General features: G+C 64.4%; 17 protein-coding genes. 9 read left to right on the plus strand and 8 right to left on the minus strand.

The genetic code is table 11. The features are described 5' to 3' along the window. Positions 1 to 27: 27 nt before the first annotated feature. Positions 28 to 1848: a 2-oxo acid dehydrogenase subunit E2 gene (locus ACERI1_RS03065; RefSeq protein WP_373616553.1), complete on the plus strand. Its 1821-nt coding sequence runs from the start codon at positions 28 to 30 to the stop codon at positions 1846 to 1848. 26 nt (positions 1849 to 1874) lie between these two features. On the opposite strand, the gene ACERI1_RS03070 is transcribed toward ACERI1_RS03065, so the two are convergent. The 6 genes from ACERI1_RS03070 to aroC form a co-directional block, all read right to left on the minus strand. Next, entirely contained in the window at positions 1875 to 2384 is a 510-nt protein-coding gene (locus ACERI1_RS03070) for a VOC family protein (RefSeq protein ID WP_373616554.1), read from the minus strand. A gap of 61 nt (positions 2385 to 2445) precedes the next feature. Then, positions 2446 to 3468 carry an NAD(+)/NADH kinase gene (locus ACERI1_RS03075; RefSeq protein WP_373616555.1) on the minus strand — a complete coding sequence of 341 codons (1023 nt, stop codon included), beginning with the start codon at positions 3466 to 3468 and terminating at the stop codon, positions 2446 to 2448. A gap of 12 nt (positions 3469 to 3480) precedes the next feature. Beyond that, the gene (locus ACERI1_RS03080; RefSeq protein ID WP_373616556.1) at positions 3481 to 4482 is read right to left on the minus strand and encodes an alpha-ketoacid dehydrogenase subunit beta; all 1002 of its coding nucleotides are present in this window, start codon (positions 4480 to 4482) and stop codon (positions 3481 to 3483) included. After that, a complete protein-coding gene (locus tag ACERI1_RS03085) occupies positions 4479 to 5525 on the minus strand; it encodes a thiamine pyrophosphate-dependent dehydrogenase E1 component subunit alpha (protein ID WP_373616557.1) in 1047 nt (348 codons plus the stop codon). The genes ACERI1_RS03080 and ACERI1_RS03085 overlap by 4 nt, the downstream gene beginning before the upstream one ends. 243 nt (positions 5526 to 5768) lie before the next feature. After that, the gene (locus ACERI1_RS03090) at positions 5769 to 6548 is read right to left on the minus strand and encodes a PHP domain-containing protein (RefSeq protein WP_373616559.1); all 780 of its coding nucleotides are present in this window, start codon (positions 6546 to 6548) and stop codon (positions 5769 to 5771) included. Positions 6549 to 6830: 282 nt separating this feature from the next. Further along, positions 6831 to 7982 (minus strand): chorismate synthase, encoded by a 1152-nt coding sequence (gene aroC, locus ACERI1_RS03095; RefSeq protein ID WP_373616560.1) that lies wholly within the window; start codon positions 7980 to 7982, stop codon positions 6831 to 6833. A 290-nt stretch (positions 7983 to 8272) separates the two neighbouring features. Here aroC and ACERI1_RS03100 point away from each other — a divergent pair, with 290 nt between their 5' ends. The 3 genes from ACERI1_RS03100 (at position 8273) to ACERI1_RS03110 (ending at position 12663) form a co-directional block, all read left to right on the plus strand. Further along, the gene (locus ACERI1_RS03100) at positions 8273 to 8644 is read left to right on the plus strand and encodes a hypothetical protein (RefSeq protein WP_373616561.1); all 372 of its coding nucleotides are present in this window, start codon (positions 8273 to 8275) and stop codon (positions 8642 to 8644) included. Further along, complete coding sequence (locus ACERI1_RS03105) at positions 8641 to 9381, plus strand: DICT sensory domain-containing protein (RefSeq protein WP_373616562.1); 741 nt, start codon at positions 8641 to 8643, stop codon at positions 9379 to 9381. Before ACERI1_RS03100 ends, ACERI1_RS03105 begins: the two co-directional genes overlap by 4 nt. Before the next feature lie 276 nt (positions 9382 to 9657). Continuing rightward, the gene (locus ACERI1_RS03110) at positions 9658 to 12663 is read left to right on the plus strand and encodes a PAS domain-containing protein (RefSeq protein ID WP_373616563.1); all 3006 of its coding nucleotides are present in this window, start codon (positions 9658 to 9660) and stop codon (positions 12661 to 12663) included. 34 nt (positions 12664 to 12697) lie between these two features. Here the strand turns inward: ACERI1_RS03110 and aroA are convergent, their stop codons facing one another. Beyond that, complete coding sequence (gene aroA, locus ACERI1_RS03115; protein WP_373616564.1) at positions 12698 to 13996, minus strand: 3-phosphoshikimate 1-carboxyvinyltransferase; 1299 nt, start codon at positions 13994 to 13996, stop codon at positions 12698 to 12700. A 110-nt stretch (positions 13997 to 14106) separates the two neighbouring features. Here aroA and ACERI1_RS03120 point away from each other — a divergent pair, with 110 nt between their 5' ends. From ACERI1_RS03120 to ACERI1_RS03135, 4 genes are all read left to right on the plus strand, one after another. Continuing rightward, positions 14107 to 14670, plus strand: coding sequence for a tRNA (cytidine(56)-2'-O)-methyltransferase (locus ACERI1_RS03120; protein ID WP_373616565.1), 564 nt, complete (start codon positions 14107 to 14109; stop codon positions 14668 to 14670). 84 nt (positions 14671 to 14754) lie between these two features. After that, on the plus strand, positions 14755 to 15279 hold the full coding sequence (locus ACERI1_RS03125) for a transcription factor (protein ID WP_373616567.1): 525 nt from the start codon (positions 14755 to 14757) through the stop codon (positions 15277 to 15279). Continuing rightward, entirely contained in the window at positions 15279 to 15956 is a 678-nt protein-coding gene (locus tag ACERI1_RS03130) for a DUF2110 family protein (RefSeq protein ID WP_373616568.1), read from the plus strand. Before ACERI1_RS03125 ends, ACERI1_RS03130 begins: the two co-directional genes overlap by 1 nt. A 1-nt stretch (position 15957) precedes the next feature. Then, positions 15958 to 16734: a DUF5803 family protein gene (locus ACERI1_RS03135; protein WP_373616569.1), complete on the plus strand. Its 777-nt coding sequence runs from the start codon at positions 15958 to 15960 to the stop codon at positions 16732 to 16734. Between the two features lie 258 nt (positions 16735 to 16992). On the opposite strand, the gene ACERI1_RS03140 is transcribed toward ACERI1_RS03135, so the two are convergent. Beyond that, positions 16993 to 17451: a chemotaxis protein CheW gene (locus ACERI1_RS03140; RefSeq protein ID WP_373616570.1), complete on the minus strand. Its 459-nt coding sequence runs from the start codon at positions 17449 to 17451 to the stop codon at positions 16993 to 16995. Between the two features lie 140 nt (positions 17452 to 17591). Here ACERI1_RS03140 and ACERI1_RS03145 point away from each other — a divergent pair, with 140 nt between their 5' ends. Continuing rightward, positions 17592 to 18371 (plus strand): chemotaxis protein CheW, encoded by a 780-nt coding sequence (locus tag ACERI1_RS03145; RefSeq protein ID WP_373616572.1) that lies wholly within the window; start codon positions 17592 to 17594, stop codon positions 18369 to 18371. Positions 18372 to 18399: the final 28 nt, after the last annotated feature.

Raw genomic sequence — 18399 nt, forward strand, 5'->3', positions numbered from 1 at the left:
TATACGGCCCCCATGTTGTATGTTCCCATGGGATACATCGTCCGGATGCCGAAACTCGGTCTCGAGATGGAACGCGGAACACTTCTCGAGTGGGCCGTCAGCGAGGATGAGTCGGTTTCTGAGGGGGACCTGATCGCCGAAGTCGAGTCCGAAAAGAGTATCGGAGAGATCGAAGCCCGCGAAGACGGAGTCGTGCGACGGACCTACCTCGAGGTCGACGAGACGGTTCCGCCGGGGACCCCGATCGGGATCGTCGCGCCGAGCGAGGCCGACATCAGCGACCTCGAGGCCGAAGCGACGAGCGACTTAGAGGCCAACGTCGAGGTCGAGGAGGCTGAACCCGAGCCCGAACCGGACGAGCCCGCGGCTGAAACAGCCGCGAGCGAGCCCGAAGCAGGCGCCGGCGGCGAGACAGCGGATGAGAGCAGGGCCTCACCCCGTGCTCGAGACCGGGCAGCGGAACTGGGTGTCGAACTGGCGACCGTCGAGGGAACCGGCTATCAGGGCGCGATCACCGAGGACGACGTCGAACGGGCGGCAAGTGAGGGAACGGGCGCGGGCGGCGGTGAGCCGGACGCCTCGCCGCGAGCGCGCGCTCGCGCTGACGAACTGGGTGTCGACCTCGCGAGCGTCGAGGGGACCGGCTATCAGGGGGCGATCACCGAAGACGACGTCGAGGCAGCTGCCACAGCGGAGACCGGCGGAACGAGCCGGACCCTTGCCGAACAGCGACCGTTCGGTGGGATGCGCAAGACGATCGCCTCGCGACTGAGCGAGAGCGACCGCGAGGCCGTCCACGTGACCGTCCATCGCGAGGCCGACGCCGAGGCGCTGCTTTCGGCTGCCGACGCCGCAGACGCCACTCTCGCAACCGACGTCTCGGTTCAGGACGTGCTCCTTCAGGTCATCTCGGCGACGCTCGCGGACCATCCCGCGTTCAACGCGACATTCGAAGACGACGTCCACGAACTCTGGGAGGAACACAACCTCGGTATCGCCGTCGACATCGAACAGGGACTGATTGCGCCGGTGCTTCCGGATGTCGGGGCAAAATCGCTTGCCGAAATCGCCGACGAACGACGTGATCTCGTTGGCCGCGCAACCAGCGGCGACTACACCATGGACGACTTACAGGGTGGGACGTTCACCGTGACAAATCTCGGCGTTCTCGGCGTCGAGGCGTTCGATCCGATTATCAACCCGCCACAGGTCGCCATCCTCGGCGTCGACGCCATCGCCGAGCAGCCGACTCGCGGCGACGACGACAGCATCGAGTGGCGACGCCACCTCCCGTTCGATCTCTCGTTCGACCACCGGGTCGTCGACGGCGCGGACGCGGCTCGTTTCCTCGAGACGCTCGTCGACTACGTCGAAAATCCGTGGCCGCTCCTTCCCGAGGACGTCGCCGACGCGGCCGACCGCGGGGCTGCCGGGGCAGAGACGGAGATGCCCGGCCGATCGGTCACCGCCACGAACCCCGAGGGAATGCACGGTCGCATCGAGGCCGGCTCCTTCGAGTGGACGTACGACGAACCCGAATCCAGCGGTGGCACCGAGACCGGCCCGACCCCGGTCGATGTCGCGCTCGGCGGCCTCGCCTCGTGTCTCTCGTTGAGTACCAGATTTCAGGCGAGCAAACGCGACATGTTGGTCGAGGAGATCCAGGTCGATGTGGACGCGACGCCAGAGGAGGGAGGCGTCGAGGACATCGCAGCGACGATCCGGCTTGCGACCGACGAAGACGACGAGAGCGTCGATCGGCTCGTCGACCTCGGCGAACGAGGCTGTCACGTCTCGCAGATGCTTCGGGAGGATCTGGAACTCGACCTCTCCTGGGAGCGCCTCTAAAATCGGACGGGCTGTTCGGCAGTCCGCTACTCTGGATAGGTCCGATCCGGCTCCGGCATCGCGTCGACGTTCGCCGCAGTCTCGAAGATCGCGCCGTTGAGTTCGTCGGCGGTGTCGAAGTACCAGTATTCGGTGCCGCCGTAGTTGCCGCTCTGGATGACCGGCAGGCCGGCGTCTTCGAACTCCTCGACGACCGCGTGGGGGTCGTCGAAGGCAAAACAGGCGACGTGATGCAGCCCTTCGCCATGTTCCTCGAGGTGCTCCGTGTAGATACTCTCTCCCTCGAGCGGTTCGATCAGCTCGATCATCGTCTCGCCGAGCTGAGTGAGCGCGAGCACCATCGAATACTCGTGGGACTCGCCGTGGTAGGTCCGGTCGGTGAGCGTCGGCGGCTCGAACCGGTAGACGTCCCACGGGCCGACGCCGAGGATCGAGCCGAACCGATCCATCCCGTCGTCGATGTCCTCGACGACGAACGCGACCTGTGACAGCTCCGGAATCTCGACCGCCAATTGTGGAATGTTGTCAGGCACCATTGTGGCGACCACCGCTACCACGACGGTCGAGGTAATGGTTTGCCCTCGGGCTCAGCGCGGGCTACTCCGTCCGCCCCTCGTCGACAGCGTCGACCTCGAAGCCACCTGCTCGCGCACCCGCCTCGAGCGTCGCGTGGACATCTACGAGCCGCGGCCCATCGGGGACGGGCGTCAGTTCGACCATCGCGTCGGTGAGCTCGAGTTCGCGCTCGCCGTCGGCACCGACGACGCCGTCGGGCACGTCGAACGTGGCGGACTCGTTCGGCTCGAGTCGCTCGCACGACGCGACGCCGACCGTCGCGGTGACGCCCGGCGCGACGATTGCACGGACGGACCGCGGTGCATCTGCGGGATCGTCGAGTCGGACGGTGATACCGCCGGGGTCGGTCGGTGACAGCGGCTCGAGCGCACCCGCAACGGCTGGGAGCCCGATGTCGCCGGGATGGGCCTGCGAGACGACCCCGCCGCGGAGATCAGCCGGATCGAGCAACGCGCGGGTCCCAATAAACGACTTCGAGGAGACCTCGGCTGCCGCAAGGCCGGTCAGCCGCCGCTCGCCAGTCGGTGTCTCGGCGCGTGCCTCGACCGTCCCGTGGCGGGTCGTCACAGTCTCGGCCGCGACGGTCCCGGTGGCGACGAGTGCCGCAGCCGCGCCCGCGACGGTGCCATCGACGGCTGCAGGGACGACGTTGTTCGTGCCCGTCGAGACGGCAACGAGCGGCACGTCGCCGAGTTCGAGCGCGGCGTCGCGGGTCGTCCCGTCGCCGCCGAGGACGACCGCGACATCGACGGCGTCGCGAAACCGGGCTGCTGCTCGGCGGGTATCGGTCGCGTTCTCTTCGATCGGCATCTCGAGCGTCGTCGCATCGATCTCGTCGGGTGCTTTCGCGACCGCGTGGTCGGCGATTCCTGTCCGGTCAGGCATGACGAGCACTTCGACGGGCTCGCCTGCAACCGTCAGGCCATCGCAAACGCACTCGGCGACCCGGCGCTTCGCGTAGTTGTCGACGACGCTCGCACCGCCAGTGAGCCGGCGGATGTCACGACCTGCAGCGGGGTTGACGATCAGTCCGAGAGTCGCCACGCACGGACCCCGCTACGCGATCCGCTCGATGGCGGCTCTGACATCGTCGTCACCGGGTAGGACCTCCTGCTCGAGCGGTGGGCTAAACGGCATGTGCGTATCCGGCGTGCCGACCCGCTGGATCGGTGCATCGAGGCTGAAGAACGCCTCTTCCTGGACGCGGGCGATGATCTCCGCGTGGGTGCCATACGAGAGCGGGCTCTCGTCGGCGACGACCAGCCGACCGGTCTTCTCGACGCTCTCGACGATCGTGTCGGTATCGAGCGGGTACAGCGAGCGCGGATCGATGACCTCGACGCTGACGTCGCCTTCGAGGGAGTCGGCCACGCCGAGGGACTCACCGACGAGTCGCTGGGTGGCGACGACGGTGACGTCCTCGCCCTCGCGTTCGACGGCTGCCTCCCCGAGTGGGACCGTATAGTCCTCGTCGGTCGGCACTTCGCCCGACTGCTCGTAGATCATCTTGTTCTCGAAGACGAAGACGGGATCGTCCGAGCGGATGGCGGCTTTCGTCAGCCCTTTCGCGCTCGCGGCGGTTCCCGGTGCGACGGCTTTCAGCCCAGGGAAGTGGGCGATCCAGGTGTGGACCGTCCCCGAGTGCTGGCTGGCAGCGCCCATCCCACCGCCCTCGGTGGTTCGGACGGTGACCGGCAGTTCGGCTTTCCCGCCGAACATGTAGTGCATCTTTGCCATCTGGTTCATGATCTGTTCCATCGAGACGCCCATGAAATCCGAGAACATGAGTTCGACGACCGGTCGTGTGCCAGTCGCCGCCGCACCGGTCGCCGCGCCCATGAAGCCGGCCTCGCTGATCGGCGTATCCCGGACCCGCTCCTCGCCGAACTCCTCGTAGAGGCCGCTCGTTACCTCGAGGACGCCGCCGAAGAGCCCGACGTCTTCGCCCATCACGTAGACGTCTTCGTCGCGCTCGAGTTCTTCGCGGAGGCCCTGTCGGATCGCCTCCCGGACGGTCATCGTCTCGGTCTCCTGTTCGAGTTCTGCCTGTGCAGTCATCGGTGGTCACCTCCGTTCGCGCCGCCGTCGGTACGTGCGACGTTCGCGAATCGCTCGAGTTCCGGCGGCTGCTCGACGAACATGTCTTCGTAGGCCGCGCTCAGTTCCGGATAGTCCGTCTCCTGTGCATATTCGACGGCGTCGTCGATCGACGCCTCGATCTCGGCTCGAAGGTCGTCGAACTCCTCTTGGGTCAGTTCGCCGCGCTCGATCAGTCGGTCTTTGAACGACTCGATCGGGTCCTGCTCCCGCCAGCGCTCGACCTCCTCGTCGTCGCGGTAGGGTTCCTCGTCGCCCTCGTAGTGGCCGCGGTAGCGGTACGTCTGGGCCTCGACCATCGTCGGCCCATCGCCGGCCCGCGCTCGTTCCCGGGCTTCGGCGACCGCCTCCGCGACGGCGGTGATGTCCATCCCGTCGACGGTTACGCCGGGAATGTCGTAGGCCTGGGCCGTATCGCTCAGGTTCTCGAGGTTGTGTTGCTTCTCGACTGGGGTCCCCTCCCCGTAGTGGTTGTTCTCGACGACGAAGATCGCTGGCAGGTCCCACGTCGAGGCGAGGTTGATCGCCTCGTGGACCTGTCCCTGGGCGACCGCACCATCGCCGAGGAAGCCGACCGCGACCTGGTCGCGGTCCTGATAGTCGATCGACAGGGCCGCGCCGGTCGCCATCGGCGGCCCCGCGCCGACGATACCGTTCGCGCCGAGCATCCCGGCGTCGACGTCTGCGATGTGCATCGAGCCACCCTTGCCGTTACAGTAGCCCTCGGCCTTGCCGTAGAGCTCGGCCATCATATACTTCGGATCGAGTCCCTTCGCGATGCAGTGGCCGTGACCGCGGTGCGTGCTCGCGATATAGTCGTCGGAGTCGAGCGACGCACAGGTGCCGACGCCCACCGCTTCCTCGCCGATATAGAGGTGGACGAACCCCGGTATCTCCCCGTCTGCGAATCGATTCCCCGCCTCTTCGTCGAACGCCCGGATAGTTACCATCCGGCGTAGTGCTTCCCGTCGACCGTCTGCAGTTTCAATGTCAAAATTTGCCATGTGGCTATCCTGTGGTACGACACCATCCCACATATATCTAGCATTTATAATTGTGTAGTACCACCCGATGAACATCATAGAGAACATGACTTTCAAGGTCCGATACTGATCCCACCCGATGGACGCCACTCGACGACCGATCACACCGGCAGCGACGATGGGATCACACCCCCCTCGACTGTCGCACCGGCTGACCCAGCGGCGGATCGCCGGCTGCGTGTAGTCGTGGACGACCGCTCCTCGTCACCGCTCGAGTCCGTCGGGAACGACCGGTTCGAGGCCGGTTTCAGCAATAAAATCGGCGAGGAAGTCGGCACGATCGGGAATCTCGGTCGGCCGATGGGAGTCAGTGCCGACGGTCACGGCCACGTCGTACTCGCGCAGGACCGACAGGAACCGATCCGACGGATGGACGACGCCGGCGTCGGACAGCGCCCGCCCGGCGTTGAGTTCCGGAATCGTTCGCGACTCGGTAAACGCCCGTGCCACACGCCGATAGTGGTCGTCGGTTGCCCGGCCCTGCAGCGGCGGCGTCCGCTCGAGCAAGTCGACGTGGGCCGCGATCTCGAACAGTTCCGATTCGACGAGTGCAACGAGTTGTTCGAAATACGCGTCGACGATCGCATCGCGCTCAGCCTCGCTCATTGTGTCGAAGTGGGACGACACTTGGACGTTTTGGCCGTCGACATCGTGGACGCTGCCGATCGCGTAGTCGAACCCCGCCTCCGCGAGGAACGTCTCGATCGCAGCCTCGTCGCGTGGATCGTAGTCCATCTCGACGGCGTCGTAGATCGCGAGATCGAACTCCTCCCGCAGGCGGTCGATCCCCCGTCGGCGGCGCTCGTAGGTGAGATCGAGATTGAAGCCGTAGATGCTGCGCATCGACGCGTGATGTTCGCGCGTGGCCACGTTGCAGTGGTCGGCGACACCGACGCCCTCGAGGTCGGCCGACTCGGCTGCTCGGACCATCGACCGGAGGAACTCACCGTCCGAGTAGTTCGAGTGGACGTGAAAATCCCGCATACGTCGTCGACCACGGAGGGCGGGTTAGGTGTTACGCTCGAGAAACACCGCTCGAGCCGATATGCTGGCCGGCTGTGATAGTTTGTAAACGGAAATGCGTGGGTGTGAGGAGAACGAAGTGTCCTGCTACTGTGGCGGCATGGAATCGCCACACCCTCCCCAGCCGATTCGCTCACGCTGTTCGCTCATCCCTCGCGCAGCTTCGGGCCGCGGTTCGCTCTCCGCTCACCGCGGCACAGCGCGCGCCACCACAGGTCAGAACTGAACGCTGGTGACGGAGCGTTACTCGTTGCGCGGGTTGCTGGGGTGGTAGTCCGTGTCGTACTCGCCGGGCTGGCCGTCGACGCGGTCGGGGTTGAGCCGGCCCGACAGGAGCATGAAGTCGACGAGCGTCAACGCGAGCATCGCCTCGACGACGGGGACGCCACGCGGTGGGAGCACGGGGTCGTGACGGCCGATGACCTTCTCCTCTTTTATTTCGCCGGTCTCCCAGTCGGCGGTCTGCTGGGACTTGGGGATCGACGTGGGCGCGTGGAGCGTGACCTCGCCGTAGATCGGTTCGCCGCTCGAGATGCCGCCCTGGATGCCGCCGTGGTCGTTCTCGACCGGCGTCGGGTTGCCCTCGTCGTCGAATTCCCAGTCGTCGTTGCGCTCCTTGCCGGTCCACTCGCGGGCCTCGCGGCCGAGGCCGAACTCGAAAGCGGTCGCCGCTGGGACGGCCATCATGGCCTGGCCGAGTCGCGCGGACAGCGAGTCGAATCGGGGTGCGCCGAGGCCGACGGGAACGCCCTGGGCCTCGAAGTAGATGCTCCCGCCGATGGAGTCGCCCTCGTCCTGATACTCCGCGATCAGGTCCTGCATCTCCTCGGCGGTTTCGGGGTGAGCACACCGGACGTCGTTTTCTTCCGAGTGCTCGAGCATCTCCTCGAAGCTCACTTCTGGGGCCTCGACGTCGCCGATCTGGTTGACGTGGGCTTTGAGCTCGATCCCTTCGCGTGCGAGTAGTTTCTTCGCGATTGCGCCCGCAGCGACCCAGTTGACCGTCTCACGCGCGGAGGAACGGCCACCGCCGCCCCAGTTTCGCGTGCCGAACTTGGCCGAGTAGGTGAAATCGCCGTGGCTCGGTCGCGGCGCGGTGATGAAGGGTTCGTATTTGCCCGAGCGGGCGTCCTTGTTCTGGATGACGAGCCCGATCGGCGTCCCCGTCGTGTAGCCGTCCTGAACCCCCGATTTGATCGCGACGTCGTCGGGCTCGCCGCGGCTGGTCGTGATCATCGACTGGCCCGGTTTTCGCCGATCGAGGTCTTCCTGAATGTCCTCTTCGGAGAGCTCGAGGCCGGCGGGACAGCCCGAGATGGTACAGCCCATCGCCTCCCCGTGGCTCTCGCCGAACGTGGTCACCTGAAACAGGCGACCGAAGCGGTTGCCGTTCATTACCACGTCCTCGGGGACGGGGACACTTAGCCCTGCAGGATTCTCGCACGACGGTCGAATCGCCGACCGGACGATCGGATCGAACCGTCACCGACAGTGTTGCGCCGAAAGCGTGTGAGACGGACTGCTGTCAGTCAGTGCCAGCACACCTCAGAGAGGGTTGCGGGTGTGTCGGGAACTCGAGACGGCGATCCGTACGCGTGTCGGCAGAACGCGTAGCACGATCGGTGCTGTCTGTCGCTGCAGGCGACGTGCTCATCTATTTGTGATGTGGAAACACACGACTAGCTATGGGCGACGAACAGTTCGAACCCGATCTGCGTGCGCTCCGCGCAGCGACCGATGAGTTCCCGTTCGACGACGTCGTCCGCTTGCTTGGAGACTGTCACGCTCGCTCCGTGCTCGTCTCCCTCCACGACAATCCAACGCCGACGCTCGAGGAACTGGCCGACGTGGTCACCGCCACAGCCGCCAGTGAGACGGGAACGATCGCCGCACCGTCCGACCGCGACCAGATTCGACTGCGGCTGTATCATTCGATCCTGCCTCAACTCGAAGACCTGGGATTCATTACGTTCGATACTGCGGCGAAGACCGTCACCGACACCGACATCCCGGAGGCTGTCAGCGCCGCGCTGGGGGTGAGCGACTCGGAGCCATGAACGAACTTGGTGATCCAATCGAGACGGTCGAAGGCCAACGGAAAACGCTCGAGGTCCACACGGACGACGACGCGATCTTCGAGGGGCTCCGCCGGCAGTTCGAGACGCGAAACGTCGACGTGCGCCGCCAGTTGCTTGGCTCGCTCGACGGGGCGGGGTTCGTGATCATCCGGAGCGCCGACGGCACGTTCCGCGGTGCGTTAGGACTCGATCAGTTTGCGGCGATCCTCTCGCCGCGGACCCATCCACCGTGGGAACTCGCCGAGACCGACGACGATCGAGCGGAACTGTTCAGCTTCCTCGAGGAGACGTTGTTTACCTCCTACAGTCGTCGGCAGATGCTGGCAACGACCCGCGAGATCGAAGACCGGGCGTGGCGTGTCGGGGCCGGCCGGTTATACGCGGGGTTCGAACGCGCGCGGGCGTTCGCGGCACAGACGGACGTCTACGAGCGATTCGGGCGTCACGATTCGCTTTCGGTCGCGGTGTTTATAGACGACGAGTGGACCGAGCCGGTCCCCGAGGGTGTGGCCGTCGTCTCGGAGCGCGGTAGCGAACTCGGCGACTACTGGTTCGTCGTCTTCGACGGTGGCGACAACGACCAGGAAGCCTGTGCGTTACTCGCAGAAGAGCGCCATCCAGGGTCGTTCTACGGGTTCTGGACGTACGATCCGGCGATGGTCGCGGAGCTGATCACGTATCTCGAGACGACGTACGACGTGCCAGCGCCGTCATAGCGCGGTGAGTGCCCACGCGTCAGCACGGCTTGGACACGACCACGGCTCGAGTCGTGTTTCGCTGGCGTCGTACCCGCGGATACCGAACGGAGACGGACTTCTGGGAAGGAGACGCTAGATGTGATTAGGTATGTGACAGACTATGTCGGCTCGCTGTCGGACCAGTTTGGATTGGGCGGTGCCGACCCGCCAGCCGGTGTCGATAGACCGGATTCGCCGCCGTCGACAACTCCGCCGGCGGAGGTGTTATACGTCCAAGGCGATGTAGGGGTGGCAATGACGTCTTCTGCGTTGACCGACAATCTCCGGGAAACGCTTGCATGTTTCGATGGCGCTGGAGTCCCGCGGACGACCAACGAGGTGGCTACCAAGCTCGACCTCGGTCGACGGAGCACGTACGACCGGTTAGAGCGCCTCGTCGAGCACGACCGACTCGAGACCAAGAAAGTCGGGGCGAGCGCTCGTGTCTGGTGGCGACCGCCGTCGGCGGTCGATCGGCCAACCGAAACCGGTGGCCACCCGGCAGGTACTGGGCCGCTGATCGACGATGTGATCAACGACGCCGAGATCGGCCTGTTCGTTCTCGATGCGGATCTCGAGGTCGTGTGGCTCAACGAGACCGCCGAGCAGTACTTCGATCTCGATCGCGAACACGCACTCGGTCGCGATAAACAAGCGCTCGTGACGGACCACCTCTCGAGCGTCGTCGATGACGGTGCATCGTTCGCCGATACCGTGCTAGCGACCTACGAGAATAATACGTATGCCGAACGGTTCGAGTGTCGCGTCACGGCGAGTGAAAACCGTGAGGCGCGCTGGCTCGAGCACCGGAGCAAACCGATCGAGTCCGGCGACTACGCTGGCGGGCGGATCGAACTCTACTACGACGTGACCGACCGGAAACGCTCGGAGCACGCCCGTCTCACGGAACGGACGCTCCTCGAGCGCGTCCTCGAGGTAAGCCCGACGGGGATCGGTATCTTCGACACCGACGGCGAGGTCCGACGCGTGAACCGGCGGTTTACCGAGAATCTCGGATTATCTGGAGCGGATCCCACAACGTACGTGATCGGCGACGTTCCCCTGTTCGACGAGCATGGCGAGGAAATTCCGTACGCAGAGCGTCCGGCAACGCGGGTACTCGCAACTGGTGAGTCAATCAACGATCAACACATACAGGTCGACAGTCCCGATAGCCAGACACGGTGGCTTTCCGTAAACGCCGAACCGCTCGACGACGGCGCCGGTGTTGTCGTCACAACGGCCGACATTACGCAACTCAAAGCACAGACACAGCGCCTCGAGCGCCAGCGCGAGGATCTCGAGACCGAACTCGACGCGGTCTTCGAGCGGATCGACGACGCGTTCTACGCACTCGACGACGAACTGCGATTTACCTACGTCAACGACCGCGCTGAGACGCTGCTGGGCCGGCCCGAGTCCAAGTTGCTCGGCAGGAACATCTGGCAGGCGCTGTCCGTCTCCGACGATGACCTGCTCCGTGACCGATACGAGACGGCGCTGACTACCCAGACTGCGACGAGTTTCGAACGCTACTCCGACCCGCTCGACATCTGGGAGATCGTGAGGGTGTACCCCTCGGAGTCCGGCCTCTCGGTCTATTTCACCGATATCAGTGACCGGAAGGAAAAAGAAACTCGACTCCGCGAACGCGAGGCCAGTCTCGAGCGAACGACGGAACTGCTCGAACAGTCCCAGCAACTGGCGAACGTGGGTGCCTGGCAACTCGACGTGACCACGACGCCCGCCGAACTCCGATGGACCGACGAGGTCTATCGGATCCATGGTCTCTCACCCGAGCAGGAGGTCGACCTCGAGCAATCGATCTCGTTCTACCATCCCGAGGATCGACCGCGGGTCCGCGAGGCGGTCGAGCACGCGCTCGAGGACGGCGAGCCGTACGATCTCACGCTTCGAATCGAACCTGCCGACGGCGGCCTGCGATGGGTTCGGACCATCTGCAACCCCGTGCAAACCGACGGCGAGGTGGTCGCACTCCGTGGCGCGTTCCAAGACATCACTGAGCGCAAAGAATATGAACAGGACCTCGAGCGCCAGCGCGAGCAACTCGCCGCACTCAACAACCTCAACGATGTTGCCCGCAGTATTACCGACGAGGTGATCGACCAGTCCACACGCGAGGAGATCGAGCACGTCGTTTGTGAGCGCCTCGCCGAGGCGGAGTCGTATCTGTTCGCTTGGATCGGCGATGCCGATGTCTCTTCACAAACCGTGAACATGCGAACAGGGGCCGGCGTCGAGGGCTATCTCGACGAGATTACGATCTCTGCTGACCCGACCGACGAGCGCAGCAAGGGACCGACGGGGCAGGCGATTCTCGAGCGCGAGATCCAGACGGCACAGGACATCGAAACTGATAGCAGATACGACCCCTGGCGCGACCACGTCAAGAAGTACAACTTCCGCTCGTCAGCGGCGATTCCGATCGTCTACGAGGACACCGTCTACGGAGTGTTGAACGTCTACACTGACCGACCGAACGCGTTCGAAGAAGAGGAACGAGCGGTCATCAGTCAACTGGGCGAGATCATCGGCCACGCGATTGCCGCCACCGAGCGCAAGCGGGCGTTGATGAGCGACGACGTTGTCGAACTGCAGTTCCGCATTCGAGATATTTTCGACGCCACTGGAACCGACACGCCAGCCGAGGGCACAATCACGTTTGATCAAAGAGTTCCCATCAAGAAAAATGAATTCCTCGTCTATGGGACGGTGACGGAAGACGCCGTCGAGGGTTTGGATGGGCTCGTCGAGGCATTCCCGCACTGGACTGCTGTCACCTACCGGTCTACCGATGGGGTGACGAACTTCGAACTTCGGCTCTCTGGGTCGCCAGTGCTTTCGGAACTCGCTTCATTGGGTGGCACTATCGACAGTGCTGTTATTGAAGACGGCGACTATCAGATAACACTTCACTTCGCACCGGGTGTAGATAGCCGGCAGGTCATCGATGCCGTTCGAACGACGTTCCCAACCGCGGAACTGCTGAAACACCGCCAGATCTCGCGCCCCGAGACCACCGAACGTGTTCGTCATGTGTTAACTGGCGAACTTACCGAACGCCAGCGAGCGGCTCTCAAGGCCGCATATCACGCGGGCTTTTTCGAGTGGCCCCGCGATGCCACCGGCGAGGACATCTCCGAATCGCTCGAGATCGCACCGGCGACGTTCCATCAACACCTCCGGCGCGCACAGAAGCAGGTGTTCGAATCGTTGCTCTCGGGGTCAAGGGCGCCCTGACTGCGTCGCGTCGTGTGTCGACCGTCTAGGTGTCTTACGGCTGTCGCTCGAGGGTACCGCCCAACTCCTCGAGCATGCCGAAGAAGCCGGGGAAGGAGACGTCGACGTGGTCGGCCCCCTCGATGGTTGTCTCGCCGTCTGCGACCAGTCCTGCAAGCGCGAGCGCCATGATGATCCGGTGGTCGTCGCGGCCCGAAACGGTCGCCCCCTCGAGTGCCGACGTGCCGCCGTGGATCGTCAGCGAGTCCTGTTCTTCGGTGGTCTCGACGCCCATCTTGCCTAACTCCTCGGCCATCGCACTCACGCGGTCGGTTTCCTTGTAGCGGACGTGCTCGGCGTTCGTAATCCGTGTGTCGCCGTCGGCGACGGCCCCCAGCGTCGCGATCGTCGGCAACAGGTCGGGTGTATCCTCCACGTCGACCTCGATACCCTCGAGTGACGCTCCGGAGACGTCGATCGACCCTGCGTCTCGGTTCCAGTCGACATCGGCACCCATGCGCTCGACGATCTCGACGATCGCGCTGTCGCCCTGTGCGCTGGGGTGGGCACCGTCGATGCGGACCGTCTCGCCCTCGGCGGCAGCGATCGCACCCGCCGCCAGCGGGTAAGAGATCGACGAGAAATCGCCGGGGACCGCGTACTCGCCGCCCGCGGGCGCGTAGGACTGCCCGCCGTCGACCGCGAAGCCGGTCTCCGTCTTGTGCGCGTCGACGTCGAAATCGGCGAGCACCTCGAGCGTGATGTCGACATAGGGCGCGGACTTGAGCTCTGTCTCGAGGTCGAGTTCGATTCCCTCGTCGGTGACCGCACCGGCCATCAGCAAGGCGGTGATGTACTGCGAGGAGACGTCACCCGGAATCGAAACCGCGCCGCCCGCGAGCGGACCGGTGACGACCAGCGGGGCCTGCCCATTCCCCCGTGTGCTATCCGCTTCCACACCGAGATCGTCGAGGGCCTCGAGCAGCGGCCCCTGCGGGCGCGAGCGCAGCGACTCGTCGCCGGTCAAGACGGTCGTGCCGTCAGCGAGCGCCGCCGCCGCGGTGACGAGCCGCATCGTCGTGCCGCTGTTCGCACAGTCGATGACGTCCGCCGGCACGTCGGGGCGGCCGTCGAAACCGTCGACCTCGAGCGTGCCGTCGTCGCGCTGGTCGACATCGCCGCCGAACAGTTCGACGGCGCGGGCGGTCGCCTGCGTGTCAGCGCTCCAGAGCGCGTCGCGGACGGTCGCTTCGCTGGCGTAGCCCGCTGCGAGGATAGCCCGGTGGGTGTAGCTCTTCGATGGCGGTGCCCGCACCGTCCCGGCGACGCGCGAGGGCGTGATAGTGACGTTCATGGTCGCCCTGTGGGGTGGCCCCGTCTTACCGATACCGATCCTGCGAGTCCGACCCGCTCGAGCGGATCGAAAGCGAAACCCCCTAACCCGCTCCGAGAGTGGGTGCGAGCATGCACGACGACAGCGAGGTCGCCGTCCTTCGGCTCGGCCACCGCCCCGGTCGGGACGAGCGGATGACGTCCCACGTCGGCCTGACCGCGCGGGCACTGGGTGCCGACCGCGTCCTCTTTCCCGACAACGCCGGCCAATCGCTCGAGACTGTCAGAGACATCACCGACCGCTTTGGCGGCCCCTTCGACGCCGAACTGACCGATTCCCCCCACGCCGTCATCCGCAACTGGGAGGGCAAGGTCGTCCACCTCACGATGTACGGCGAACGCGTCCAGGACGTCGACGCCGAGATCCGGACGGTCCACGACAGCGAGGGCGAGCCGCTCTTGCTCGTGGTCGGCTCCGAGAAGGTTACCTTCGATGTCTACGAGGAAGCCGACTGGAACGTCGGCGTCACCAACCAGCCCCACTCCGAAGTCGCGGGGCTGGCCGTCTTCCTCGATCGATTGTTCGAGGGCCGCGAACTCGAGCAGGAGTGGGCCGACGCCGATCGAACGGTGATCCCGATGGAGACGGGCAAGCGGGTCGTGCCGGCCGACGACGACGAGGAGCACCACGACTGAGGTGGTTGTCTCCTCGCGACGCGGCGAGACATGATGCGCGGGAGTTAACAAGACTTAATGGCTTCATGCCGTTACGTGTAGGCAATGGCTTTTGAGGACCTGCTCGAGGACCCAGTAATTCAGAAATATTTGCACGAGCTGGTCGGTCCCACGGGGATGCCCGTCGCAGCGGCACCACCGGACGGCGAGGTGACCGACGAGGAACTCGCCGAGGAACTCGACCTCGAGTTAAACGACGTGCGGCGCGCGCTGTTCATTCTCTACGAGAACGATCTCGCGACCTATCGACGGCTGCGCGACGAGGACTCGGGGTGGCTGACCTACCTCTGGACCTTCGAGTACGACAACATTCCGGAAAACCTAGAAGAGGAGATGTACCGGCTCCACGACGCCCTAGAAGAGCGCCGGGAGTACGAGCGCAACCACGAGTTCTACCTCTGTGAGATCTGTTCCATCCGCTTCGAGTTCGGCGAGGCGATGGACTTCGGCTTCGAGTGTCCCGAATGTGGCTCGCCGCTTGAATCGATGGAAAACGACCGCCTGGTCAACGCGATGGACGACCGCCTCGATTCGCTCGAGGACGAACTCAACATCGACGCGGACGCCTAATGGTCGTACTCGCAACCAAACTGTACGTCGAAGGTGACGCCCGCGAGCGCTCGCTCGATTCGTTGCGCTCGCTTGTCAACAACGAGGTCGGCGACCTCGACGTCGAATTCGATATCGGTGTGCGCCACGACGACTTCCCGTCGGTGACGATCGAGGGCGACGACGCCACCGTCGCGCGCAACGTCCTCCGCGAGGAGTTCGGCGAGATCGTCCCCGACCTCGAGGCCGGTGAGACCTACGTCGGCACGCTCGAGTCCTGGGACGACGACGGCTTCGTCCTCGATGCAGGACAGGGCGACGGCGTCCGGATTCAGACCGACGAACTCGGGCTCGGCCCGGGATCGGCGACGCAGATCCGCGACCGGTACGGGCTGGTCCAGCACATGCCGTTGCAGTTCGTCTACGGCGACGACGAACCGTCTCGGCTCGCCGAGGAGACACAGGACCGCCTCTACGAGTGGACCCGTGGCGACGGTCGCCTCAACGTCAACAGTGCCACCCGCGCGGAAGTGCGGGCCACGCTCAACCGAGCCGGTCACGCACAGGACTACGTCACCGTCGAGCGACTCGGCTTGCTCGAGCAAAGCGTCGTCTGTACCGAAGACACCGACCCGCCGGGGCTACTCGCGAGCGTCGGCGAGTATCTCCCGGCCGAACTGCGCTGTGTCGTTCCCTAGTATGAATCGCCGGCTCGTGTTCGCGACGGTCGCGGTCGCCCTGCTGTTGATGGGAGCCGGCTGTGCGGCGTTTTCCGGCGGTATCTCAGACGAGCAACTCGACCGCGAACAGAACTACAGCGACGTCCGCGGCGGCGACGCCGACGTCACGATCGCACTCGAGGACGGCGACCTCCTCGGCGGCGGTGAGTACCGAACCGTCTACGACTTAAACGGAACCGAGGAACTCTCGCTGTCCCAGTCGACGATCTACAGCCAGGAGCCGCTGGATATCTACAGCGTTCGCTACTGGTATCCAAACGGGACCGTGGTCAACGGCTCGGACCTCGAGATCGAACAGGGCGGATCGGAGACGACCGTCACCGTCCCCGACGAGAACGGCACGCTCGCGTTCTCGGGCGATGCCGGACGCAAGACGTTCCGGCAGCCAGCGTACGTCACAGGCTCCTACGAGGTGCGACTGCCCGAGAACCACCGCGCGTCGAACTTCCTGTTCGGTGAGATCTCGCCGAACGGATACGAACGCGAGGTCGTCGACGGACAGGTACGCCTCTCCTGGGACGAGATCGACGCGGATCGCGCGATCTCGCTGCGATACTACCTCGCGCGTGACATTCCGCTGTTCCTCGGCCTCGTTGGTGTGGTCGGATTCCTCGGTACCATCGGGATCGGCTACTACTACCGGCAGATCAAGCGACTTCGCGAACAGCGCGAGGAGTTCGGCATCGATCTCGACGACGATTCCGACGGCGGAGGCGGACCGCCAGGACTGCTGTAGTCGGCGTCCCGACACCGTCCGTGGTCTGGGACACCCTTACACTGCCCGGCAATGGCGATCTGAGTTACGTCTTCCCGACTGCCACCGCCTGCGAGCCCCTCGAGATCGACCGACGTGGTGAGTCTAGTCGTTTACAGCAGAGACAGGTTCCGACGCGTTGAGCGGTCAGCGATCGAATCGGCCTCATACGGACTCCCGTCAGTCAGTGGGACCGCAGAGCGGTCGCGGTCCCACGGTCGCTCGTGACTGCAGCCCGGCTCAGCCGTGCATCGTTCGCTCGTCGAGCCAGACGACTTCCCTGTCTGCGATCTCGATGCGGCCTTTGACGTATGTTGTGTTCACCTGTGGTGGCTCAACCGCGCCGAGTCGGATGTCGCTGGTCGTCCCCACGTCGTCGATGAGCCAGCCGTAATACCGTCCGTCGTCGTCAGTGGTATCGAAAGCCAGTAGTTTCGGTGCATCGATACGGGCCGTGGTGTGAAACGAGGCTCCGAACACCCGCGGGAGATCGACCACTCTGATCCGCTCGCCGGCAGCGGTGATCGCCCCCGCGTTCCACGGATCATCGGCGTCTGCGAGTGCGGAGTCGTCCGCGATCCCGAGAACTGAGGCGACCGACTCGGCGCTGACACAGTAGCGTCGGTCCTCGAGGTCGAACGTGAGGACGGTCACCTGTTCGTCGGCGGTTGCCCCATCGTGGTTCGGTGCCGGTTCCATTTGCTTTGAACACAGTCGACGGAGAAAATGAACGCTCCGAATCGTTCAACCAGCTGGTAACGACGGCGATATATAAACCAACTGAACACACACGTCGGAGTCAACGTTTTATTGGTGGGCTCTGATACACGAACAGGACGATGGCCCCGGATCTCTCAGACAAGCTTCTCGGAATCGATATCGATGGCGCCGACAGCTCCCGCGAGTCGGGCGGCGCCGACGGCGAGGACGAGGACTTCGTTCAGTTCGTCTTCGTCACCGTCGGTGAGTACCGATTCGCCCTGCCGGTCGACGTGGTCAGAACGGTCACGGAACCGCCCACGGAGGTGACTCGAGTACCACGAACGCCGCCTGCGATCGAGGGGCTGATGGACCTTCGCGGTGAGATTACGGCAGTCATCGACCCGCGGGTGCACTTCCCAACCCCCGAGGTCGAAACGGACCGTGAGCGACTGGTCGTATTCGACCGCCCGAGCGACCAGCAGTCGGCTGCGATCCGCGTCGACGACGTGCTCGGCGTCGAAGTCGTCTCCGAGAGCAACGTAATCGATGACGACAGTGTCGCCGACAGTCCCCTCTCCGGCGATGCCCTCGAGCATCCCCTAGTCGTCGCACTCGTCACGCAGGAACACGACCGATCCCAGTCTGACGAGACGACGGACGTGACGTCGGGTGGCTCCGATGACGGCGCTGGCGTCTTCGAGACTGGCATCGGTGACGCGACGGCGCTGTCGTCGGCTGATGACGCAGGTGGTGGGTTCGGCGGCTCGATTGGCGAGACGTTCGAGATCGAATCGGCAGAAGACGCCAGCGACGAACCCGATGTAAACGGGATCGATGACGGGACACAGGAGGTCGTCGTCGAGGCGACCGCACTTATTGATACTGAACGATTGCTGTTGGCGTCTGGCCAGCGGTGAGTCACTGGTACCGAACTGTATAGTCAGT

The sequence above is a fragment of the Natrinema sp. HArc-T2 genome (genome assembly GCF_041821085.1).
Taxonomy (GTDB): domain Archaea; phylum Halobacteriota; class Halobacteria; order Halobacteriales; family Natrialbaceae; genus Natrinema.

Excerpts from the sequence above, each read along its gene's own strand:
- ACERI1_RS03135 (WP_373616569.1), top strand. The coding sequence starts at position 15,958 with ATGAATCGCCGGCTCGTGTTCGCGACGGTCGCGGTCGCCCTGCTGTTG.
- ACERI1_RS03085 (WP_373616557.1), bottom strand. The coding sequence starts at position 5,525 with ATGGCAAATTTTGACATTGAAACTGCAGACGGTCGACGGGAAGCACTA.
- ACERI1_RS03110 (WP_373616563.1), top strand. The coding sequence starts at position 9,658 with ATGACGTCTTCTGCGTTGACCGACAATCTCCGGGAAACGCTTGCATGT.
- ACERI1_RS03145 (WP_373616572.1), top strand. The coding sequence starts at position 17,592 with ATGGCCCCGGATCTCTCAGACAAGCTTCTCGGAATCGATATCGATGGC.
- ACERI1_RS03120 (WP_373616565.1), top strand. The coding sequence starts at position 14,107 with ATGCACGACGACAGCGAGGTCGCCGTCCTTCGGCTCGGCCACCGCCCC.
- ACERI1_RS03065 (WP_373616553.1), top strand. The coding sequence starts at position 28 with ATGGGATACATCGTCCGGATGCCGAAACTCGGTCTCGAGATGGAACGC.
- aroC (WP_373616560.1), bottom strand. The coding sequence starts at position 7,982 with ATGAACGGCAACCGCTTCGGTCGCCTGTTTCAGGTGACCACGTTCGGC.
- ACERI1_RS03100 (WP_373616561.1), top strand. The coding sequence starts at position 8,273 with ATGGGCGACGAACAGTTCGAACCCGATCTGCGTGCGCTCCGCGCAGCG.
- ACERI1_RS03080 (WP_373616556.1), bottom strand. The coding sequence starts at position 4,482 with ATGACTGCACAGGCAGAACTCGAACAGGAGACCGAGACGATGACCGTC.
- ACERI1_RS03090 (WP_373616559.1), bottom strand. The coding sequence starts at position 6,548 with ATGCGGGATTTTCACGTCCACTCGAACTACTCGGACGGTGAGTTCCTC.
- aroA (WP_373616564.1), bottom strand. The coding sequence starts at position 13,996 with ATGAACGTCACTATCACGCCCTCGCGCGTCGCCGGGACGGTGCGGGCA.
- ACERI1_RS03140 (WP_373616570.1), bottom strand. The coding sequence starts at position 17,451 with ATGGAACCGGCACCGAACCACGATGGGGCAACCGCCGACGAACAGGTG.
- ACERI1_RS03070 (WP_373616554.1), bottom strand. The coding sequence starts at position 2,384 with ATGGTGCCTGACAACATTCCACAATTGGCGGTCGAGATTCCGGAGCTG.
- ACERI1_RS03105 (WP_373616562.1), top strand. The coding sequence starts at position 8,641 with ATGAACGAACTTGGTGATCCAATCGAGACGGTCGAAGGCCAACGGAAA.
- ACERI1_RS03125 (WP_373616567.1), top strand. The coding sequence starts at position 14,755 with ATGGCTTTTGAGGACCTGCTCGAGGACCCAGTAATTCAGAAATATTTG.
- ACERI1_RS03130 (WP_373616568.1), top strand. The coding sequence starts at position 15,279 with ATGGTCGTACTCGCAACCAAACTGTACGTCGAAGGTGACGCCCGCGAG.